The 7,256-nt window shown below is 62.3% G+C and carries 6 protein-coding genes and 1 pseudogene; 3 read left to right on the top strand and 4 right to left on the bottom strand.

Annotated elements, in window-relative coordinates:
- The first annotated feature begins 259 nt into the window (after positions 1 to 259).
- The 3 genes and pseudogenes from TL10_RS29120 to TL10_RS29110 all read left to right on the top strand — a co-directional run.
- Positions 260 to 1,363 carry a tyrosine-type recombinase/integrase gene (locus TL10_RS29120; RefSeq protein WP_232004317.1) on the top strand — a complete coding sequence of 368 codons (1,104 nt, stop codon included), beginning with the start codon at positions 260 to 262 and terminating at the stop codon, positions 1,361 to 1,363.
- Entirely contained in the window at positions 1,360 to 1,713 is a 354-nt protein-coding gene (locus tag TL10_RS29115; RefSeq protein ID WP_043988411.1) for a helix-turn-helix domain-containing protein, read from the top strand. The genes TL10_RS29120 and TL10_RS29115 overlap by 4 nt, the downstream gene beginning before the upstream one ends.
- Positions 1,714 to 1,855: 142 nt before the next feature.
- Positions 1,856 to 3,190, top strand: a pseudogene (locus TL10_RS29110) (hypothetical protein); the annotation flags it as partial.
- A 631-nt stretch (positions 3,191 to 3,821) separates the two neighbouring features.
- Here the strand turns inward: TL10_RS29110 and TL10_RS29105 are convergent.
- From TL10_RS29105 to TL10_RS29905, 4 genes are all read right to left on the bottom strand, one after another.
- Positions 3,822 to 5,042: an MFS transporter gene (locus TL10_RS29105; protein ID WP_043988410.1), complete on the bottom strand. Its 1,221-nt coding sequence runs from the start codon at positions 5,040 to 5,042 to the stop codon at positions 3,822 to 3,824.
- A gap of 183 nt (positions 5,043 to 5,225) precedes the next feature.
- Positions 5,226 to 5,888 (bottom strand): nucleoside/nucleotide kinase family protein, encoded by a 663-nt coding sequence (locus tag TL10_RS29100; RefSeq protein WP_043988409.1) that lies wholly within the window; start codon positions 5,886 to 5,888, stop codon positions 5,226 to 5,228.
- On the bottom strand, positions 5,888 to 6,415 hold the full coding sequence (locus tag TL10_RS29095) for a GNAT family N-acetyltransferase (RefSeq protein WP_225330065.1): 528 nt from the start codon (positions 6,413 to 6,415) through the stop codon (positions 5,888 to 5,890). Before TL10_RS29095 ends, TL10_RS29100 begins: the two co-directional genes overlap by 1 nt.
- A 121-nt stretch (positions 6,416 to 6,536) precedes the next feature.
- A complete protein-coding gene (locus TL10_RS29905; RefSeq protein ID WP_157835606.1) occupies positions 6,537 to 7,013 on the bottom strand; it encodes a GNAT family N-acetyltransferase in 477 nt (158 codons plus the stop codon).
- Positions 7,014 to 7,256 lie beyond the last annotated feature (243 nt).

Genomic DNA, 7,256 nt, shown 5'->3' with positions numbered 1-7,256 from the left:
AATCACTGCATTTTCATCCGATGAATCACGCAGCAATCGTGTGACTCTCGCCTACCGACCCGGTACCCATGGATGAAACAGCCTGGACACCAGGGGTTTTCGGTGGATGCGAACGAGTATGCATGACCCCCTCTCCGGCTGGCCGCCGCGACACGCATCGGCGAACGTTCGTTTTGCGATGGACCTACCTGCGGCGATGTGGTAATGATTCATTAGATGATTCAATGATGCATCAGATGAGACGTCCTGGGAGGCTGAATTGCCCGTCGACAAGAGCGGTCGCGTGGTTCTGGTCGGGTCAGTTCCGCTGCTGCATCCGGAGGCCCAAACCGTCGAGGACATGCTCGACGGCTGGCGCAACCAGCAACTGTGCCGCAACCTCGACCACGAGACCATCAGCAAGCGCATCGCCCTGGTGCGCCGCTTCATCGACCACTGCAACGAGTACCCCTGGGCCTGGACACCGGCGATGGTTGAAGAGTTCTTCGCCGATCTGCGCGGCATCAAAGGCCGGGCGCAATCGACCGTGCGCGGCTACCAGAACGGCCTACGGTTGTTCTGCTCGTACATCGCTGATCCGGACTACGGCTGGGATCGGGTATGCGAGCAGCGCTTCGGCACTCACCCTGCGCAAGTGTTCTTCGAGTGGAACACCGCTGCCCACGTCCAAGACAACGAGCAGAATCCGCTCAAGCGGCCCTTCACCAAAAAGGAGCTGCAGGACTTCTTCGATCATGCCGACGAGCAAGTGTCCCTGATTGCCAATGCCCGTAAGAAGGGCTGGCTGCCGGCTTACCGCGACTCGGTGATGTTCAAGGTGGCCTACTCCTACGGGCTGCGCTTCAATGAACTGCGACACCTGCAGACCGTCGACTTCTCGCGCAATCCGCACGCCGCCGAATTCGGGCGCTATGGCGCGGTTCTGATCCGGTACGGCAAGGCCAAAAAAGGCTCACCGCCGAAGCGGCGCACCGTGTTCACGGTGTTCGACTGGACACCCGAAGTCATCGCCGACTGGCTCACCCACGGCCAACCGTATATCGACGACAGCATTGACCTGTTCCCCAGCGAGCGCGGCAGCCTGATCGCTGAGACCACCCTGCTGCGCCGCTTCCGGCGCTACTGCGACGAACTGGATCTGCCGGCCGGACTGGATCTGCATTCGTTTCGCCGCTCGCACATCACCCACCTCATAGAGGACGGCTGGGACGCCAAATTCGTCCAAGACCAGGCCGGCCACGATGTCGCCAGCACCACATCCCTCTACACCGGTGTATCCAGCGACTACCGCACCCGCACACTGCGCCGCATGCTCGATCAGACCGTCAAAGATGCGCTCTCCTTCGGGGAAGAATCATCATGAAACGCGAAGTCGACTACACCTGGCGCCTCGCCGAGCTCATGGCCGCGCATGGCATGCACAACAGCACTGACCTGATCCCCCGCCTGGCCGAACGTGGCATTCAGCTCTCCCGACCCCAGGTCTACCGTGTTGTCCACCAACGGCCCGAACGTGTTTCGCTGCAACTGATGGCCGCGCTATGCGACATCCTCGGCTGTGGCGTGGAGGACCTGGTGACCGTCACTGCCACCGACGTCCGACGCCGGAAGACCGCATCCGGGGCAGCCGCTACCCCGCCGCCGAACGTGGTCGAACTCAACAAGTCGGTCCGGCCACGGCGGGCGCGGGTCATCACCGATGGCCCCGATTAATCCCAAGCCACGATCCAGGCGCCGCGGACGCCCACCCGTCACCACCGGTCACTACGAATGCAGCCGCTGCCATCGCAAGGCCAACACACTGCGCGTCTACTGGCCCGGCGATCAGCTGTGCCACAGCTGCTTCTACACTGCGATGCGCACCCACGGCATCTGCCCCAACTGCGGGCACGACGGCGTCCTTCCCGGCCGCCTCAACCGCACCGACCCACGGCCGGTCTGCCTGACCTGCGCCGCCATCCCCGGCGATTACGCCTGCCGCACCTGCGGCCACGAAGGCGAAATCCACCGCCGCGGCGAATGCGCACGATGCGCTCTACGCGACGACCTGTGCAAAATCCTGCTGCACCATCCCGCCGACCCGGCCGCCATGGAAACCCTCCTCGAAGTGCTCTGCGGCGTCGACCGGCCCGAAAGCATCCTCACCTGGAAGCGCAACATCCAGGTACTGCAGCTCCTCGGCGGAATCACCTCCGGCGCAATACCCCTCACCCACGACGGCCTCGACACCGCCGGCCCGGGCCGACACATCGAACACCTACGCAGCATGCTGGTGCACCACCACCTCCTCCCACCACGCGACGAACACCTCGCACGATTCGAACGCTGGCTCGCCACCAAACTCGACGCCATCGACTCCCCGACAGTGCGAGGACCCGTGGAGCAGTTCGCCACCTGGCACCACCTGCGCCGCCTGCGCAGCGAGTCCAAGCCCGGCCAAGGAACCGACGGACCCAAACGCGCAGCACAACAAGAGATCACCGAAACCATCAAATTCCTGACCTGGCTCGAGCAGACCCACGACCGCACCGCTTCAACCTGCAGCCAGCAGGACGTCGATGAATACCTGGCCTCAGGTCCGACCACCCGCCATTCGATCCGGACGTTCTTCGTCTGGGCCAAACGCAGCAAGATCAACACCTCAATCACCATCGAGCACCGACAAGCCAGAACATCCCCGACCATCACCCAAGACCAGCGCCTCGCGTGGCTCAAAGAACTCCTCACCGGCGACTCCGAGAGTCTTCCCTACCGGATCGCTGGAATCCTGCTGCTGCTCTACGCGCAGCCGTTGACGAAGATCGCCGGCCTGCAGACCACCGCTGTCATCCGGGTAGGCGCCGAGACCCGTATCGCGCTGGGCAAAGAACCCACCCCGGTGCCCGAGCCGTTCGCCTCCCAGCTGCACCATCACCTCTACAACCGGCCCAATCAACGCACCACCGGCGGAGCCATCGCCACGCCCTGGCTGTTTCCCAGCAGCCGGGCTGGCCGTCACCTCGACCCGCAATCAATCATGCATCGGCTTCGATGGCTCGGCATCGAGTTGCTGGGCTCACGCAACAGAGCCCTTCGCGAACTCGTATCGCAAATACCGCCACCGGTCGTCGCCGAAATGCTCGGCTACAGCGACCAAGTCACCCAAAAACACGCCGCCGAAGCCGGCAACACCTGGGCGCAGTACGCATCCGCCACCGATCGGAAGCACACTCCGACAACACCACCTGGACGAACCATGACGACCGACTCTCCGCAGGTTTGCCCCACCGACGACAAAGACGAACCGGACACGGATACCTCCGAGCCCACGTTGTTCGACCTCGATCCCCCGGTTCGGCCCTACGACGTCCACATTGAGTCACTAGGAGCCGCGGCGGCCGCATTCGACGACGCCCGCGGCGCGGTCCAGGTGGCCACGAACGCCCTCGGTCAGGCGCGCGCGACAGCTAAAGCAGCCAAAACGCAGCTCACCGACGTAGTGCTCCAGGCGCATCTGGCCGGCGTATCTTGGGCGAAAATAGGTGAGGCCCTGGGTATCTCGCAGCAATCGGCCTATCAACGCTGGGCTCGACGTTTACGCGAGGACGATAACGCGACAATTCACGATGTCGAGGACGGCGATGAATCCGAAATCCCGATCTCCTAGCTGACACCGTAAACGACCTCAAGCCGCACCCAAGCCGCCGATACCCATCGATGACTCCACGAGCCTTCCACGACCCCATCTCTGAGCGCCGATCCAGCAGACAGACCGATCGCACCGAATACAGCGGAATCACCCCACCGAGGCGCGACTTGCATTGGTGTGAGACGTATTCCACCTAGCTGCCGTGTCTTCGAAGCGCTGATGACGCGGCAATGGCCGCTGCGACCGCGAAACCAGCGACAGCGGTAGCGAGCGTGAATTGCTCACCGAAGGCGCCGATGCACAAGCCGCCCAGGACCGCTCCCAAAGCGCCCATCGTCTGATTAATGGAGCGCCTCGTGGCGTTCACGCGCCCGAGCAGCCGGTCCGGTGTAAGCGTCTGCCAGTAGCCCATCTCGTTGGCATTCTCGATGCCGGCTGCGATCCCTTGGAATCCCAACGCAACGAAAATCACTGCATCGCCCAAACTGGATTCAGGGGCGCAGGCCACGAGCAGCCACGTGATCGGGTATGCGGTGCGCGCCAGAATGATCACCCGTCCCACCCCTATTCGGTCACCGGTCGACGGTGCCAACGAGGCCCCGATCAGACTCGCGACACCGAAGACCGTCAATAGCATTCCGAATGCGTAGGGGGTGAACCCCATGGAGCGCAGGGCCAGCAGGGAAAGCGCTGTCATCGCTGCCCCGTTGGCGAGGAACCATATGTGTGTCGACACTGCCAGCGGACCGAGAGTCCGGTGGCGGTAAGTCCATTTCAGGCCTTCGCCGATCTCGTGACGGAGGTGGCGCGAGCGTGGTTCTGGTTGGGGTTCGGGGGCATGGACGCTCGCAATCAGCACAGCCTCGACGAGGTAACTGATCGCGTCGACGACGATGGCCGCGGGAGCGCCCAAGAGGCCCACGAGTCCACCGCCCATCGCCGGGCCGAGGGTTTGGGCGGCAGCGTCGGCCTGATCGAGACGCGCGTTCGCCGCAACCAATTGTCCCGTCGGTACCAGTCGGGGAAGCAATGATTGCGTGGCGGCGAACCCGAATACCGAGAACGCCCCGAACGCCAGCAACGCGACGACCAGCATCCACATCTGCAGACTGCCGGCCAACCACAGAACTGGAACCAGCCCCAGGCTCAGAGCACGCCCCACGCTGGCCCACACCAGCACAGGTTTGCGGCGCCAGTGGTCGACATACACCCCGGCGACAAGTCCAAGGGCCGCGTACGGAACAAACTGTGCGGCGTTGACCACGCCAACCTCGAATGGGCTGGCACCGAGCAACTGGACGACCAAGACGGGCATCGCGACCGCAGAGATCGCCGACCCGATGGAACTGAGTGCCGCAGCCACCCAAAAACGAACAAAAGCCGAGCGAGTACCTTCACCCGCACTATCCCCCACGACACCACTGTCTCACGGCGAACAGGCAGCTCGAGACCAGTCTAAAATACCTTTCGATCGGTAGGACTCGATATCTGGTCGAGAGCCGACACTGCTAACACCTTGCCCGTTCTGTGGACAAGCCACTGGGCCCCGATCACCTCTGAAGGCAGCGGGGGGTGCGCGTGCTCGCAGTTCGTTTGGTTACCCGCGGAGTACTACTGGCGATTCGTGGTTGCTGTTTGCGATCAGGATCGTCGCTCGATCCTGAGGCTTGCATTCTCGGAAGTAGCGGCGCTGCGCTTCAACATAGCGCCGCATGGTGGGATGGTCCGGGTCTGGGTTACTTCCATCTCGCAAGGCCATCCTTCGTGCGGTTTCGATGAAGGGAACATCGAGGAACACGGATAGGTCCCAGCTAGTGGCAAGCTCGTTGCGGTGCAGGAAGATTCCGTCCACCACGAGCACTGTGCCCGGGGCGGCCAGCTGCGGCTCCGGCATGAGAATCGTGTCAGTGGTGACGTCATGGCAGGCGGTGCGGTATCGCCGAGATCCGCCGGGCCGAAACGGGACAAGGACATCGGTATAGAACTGGCGATAGTTGTAGGAGTCTGACCAGAACCCCTCAGGCGAACTACGGCCCAGCCGGTACCGAACCTCGCGGGTGTTGTGAAAGTCGTCGAGTGATACTCGGACGACTGGTCGTTGTCGGTCTCGTAGAAGTTCGGCTAGTGCGTCCGCGAAATGGGTCTTGCCGGCACCGTCGGGCCCGTCGATCGCGATCCTCGGGCAACGCTGACCGTCGAAGACAGGAATCCGCGCCGCGACGAAGTCCAACGCATCCACTCGACCGAAAGCAGCGCTCATCACCGGCGGTCCTGCGTATCACCGGCCAGAAGCGCATGCACGTGCATGTCGTGCCAGCCGTCAGCGTGCAACGCAGCACTCCGCCGGATGCCCTCCACGCGAAACCCGGCCTTCTCCGCAACCCGACAAGAGGCGAGGTTGGCGACCGAATGCTCCAACCCAATCCGCTGGAAACCGACTTCACGGAATGCCCACTGACACAAAGTAGTAAGGGCTTGAGAACAGAGTCCTCGTCCACGCCACGCTGGCGCCATCCAGTACGCCGCTTCAGCTGAACCATCGTGCAAATCCACGCATTTGAGCGAAATACGGCCGGTCAATGAATCGCTGGTGCGGTCAACCAGCGCCCAATTCAACTGAGCCTCTGCAGTCCACCCGTCACGCCACTCGCTAATCCACTGGCGCGCTTCGTCCTCAGAATCGGCGCGCCGCACATGCCAGCGTTGGATCTCGGGGTCATTGAAGGCGTCCACGACCGCGCGAGCGTCAGACAGTCGCCACGGTCGGAGCAACGCAATAGAGCCCACCGACAACGACGGATGAGGAGACAGCGGATATCGCCGGCGGGATCAAAGTCGGCACACATGGCATCATCGCGCAAAATCCGAACCTAGACCAACGAGAACGCGGCATCCACGCGTAGGCCCTTCATCGCAAATCTTTGATCATAGCGATGCCGAGGGGTCCATTGCCTTGGCCCACCACGCGAAATCCCTTGCGCTCGTACAGATGTTTGGCCGGATTGCGAACATGGACATTAGTGCACATTGCTTCTGCATGTGGCGAAAGCTCGGCGAACAGTGCATCCAGAAGCAAGCCGCCGATGCCGGCTCCCCGCGAGCCTGGTGCGACAGCGATGCAGAGTTCCGGCAATGGCGACCCGGCCGCATCAGTGCGCAATGGCGGATTGCTATGGTACGTCCACACCGCACCGATAGCGATCGCGCTGTGATCCTCGGCAAGGATCGGCACGATGCCAACAGGTGGGAGCAATTCGAGCACTTCGCCGTCACCGGGGTCAGGAAGTGGCCAGTCTTCGATAATGCAGGCATGGCGGGCCATCTCGACGACGAAAGCGTGATCGTCAGCGGTCGCCGAGCGGAGTCGCACTCTGGACTGTGCCATCGGCAGATTGTGGCAGAAGTTCCCTGCTGCACGCATATCGATTTTTGACGAGATGGGATGTACGGGCGCGGCGCGAAACAGTCGCCAGCAAACATTCCGTGGACGGTTAACCAAGAGCCCAAAGGGCTTGCCAAGTGTGAGTCCATCACAGCTGCTGCCAGCCGCCCATCCCGAAACTGCCGACCCTATCGATATCAACAATCACCGGATTACGGCTGAATCGAATACTGAGGGTTACCAGTA

This window comes from Mycolicibacterium llatzerense, from assembly GCF_000878195.1.
GTDB lineage: Bacteria > Actinomycetota > Actinomycetes > Mycobacteriales > Mycobacteriaceae > Mycobacterium > Mycobacterium llatzerense.
This window is presented reverse-complemented; position numbering and strand designations above follow the sequence as displayed.

Excerpts from the sequence above, each read along its gene's own strand:
- TL10_RS29115 (WP_043988411.1), top strand. The coding sequence starts at position 1,360 with ATGAAACGCGAAGTCGACTACACCTGGCGCCTCGCCGAGCTCATGGCC.
- TL10_RS29100 (WP_043988409.1), bottom strand. The coding sequence starts at position 5,888 with ATGAGCGCTGCTTTCGGTCGAGTGGATGCGTTGGACTTCGTCGCGGCG.
- TL10_RS29905 (WP_157835606.1), bottom strand. The coding sequence starts at position 7,013 with ATGGCACAGTCCAGAGTGCGACTCCGCTCGGCGACCGCTGACGATCAC.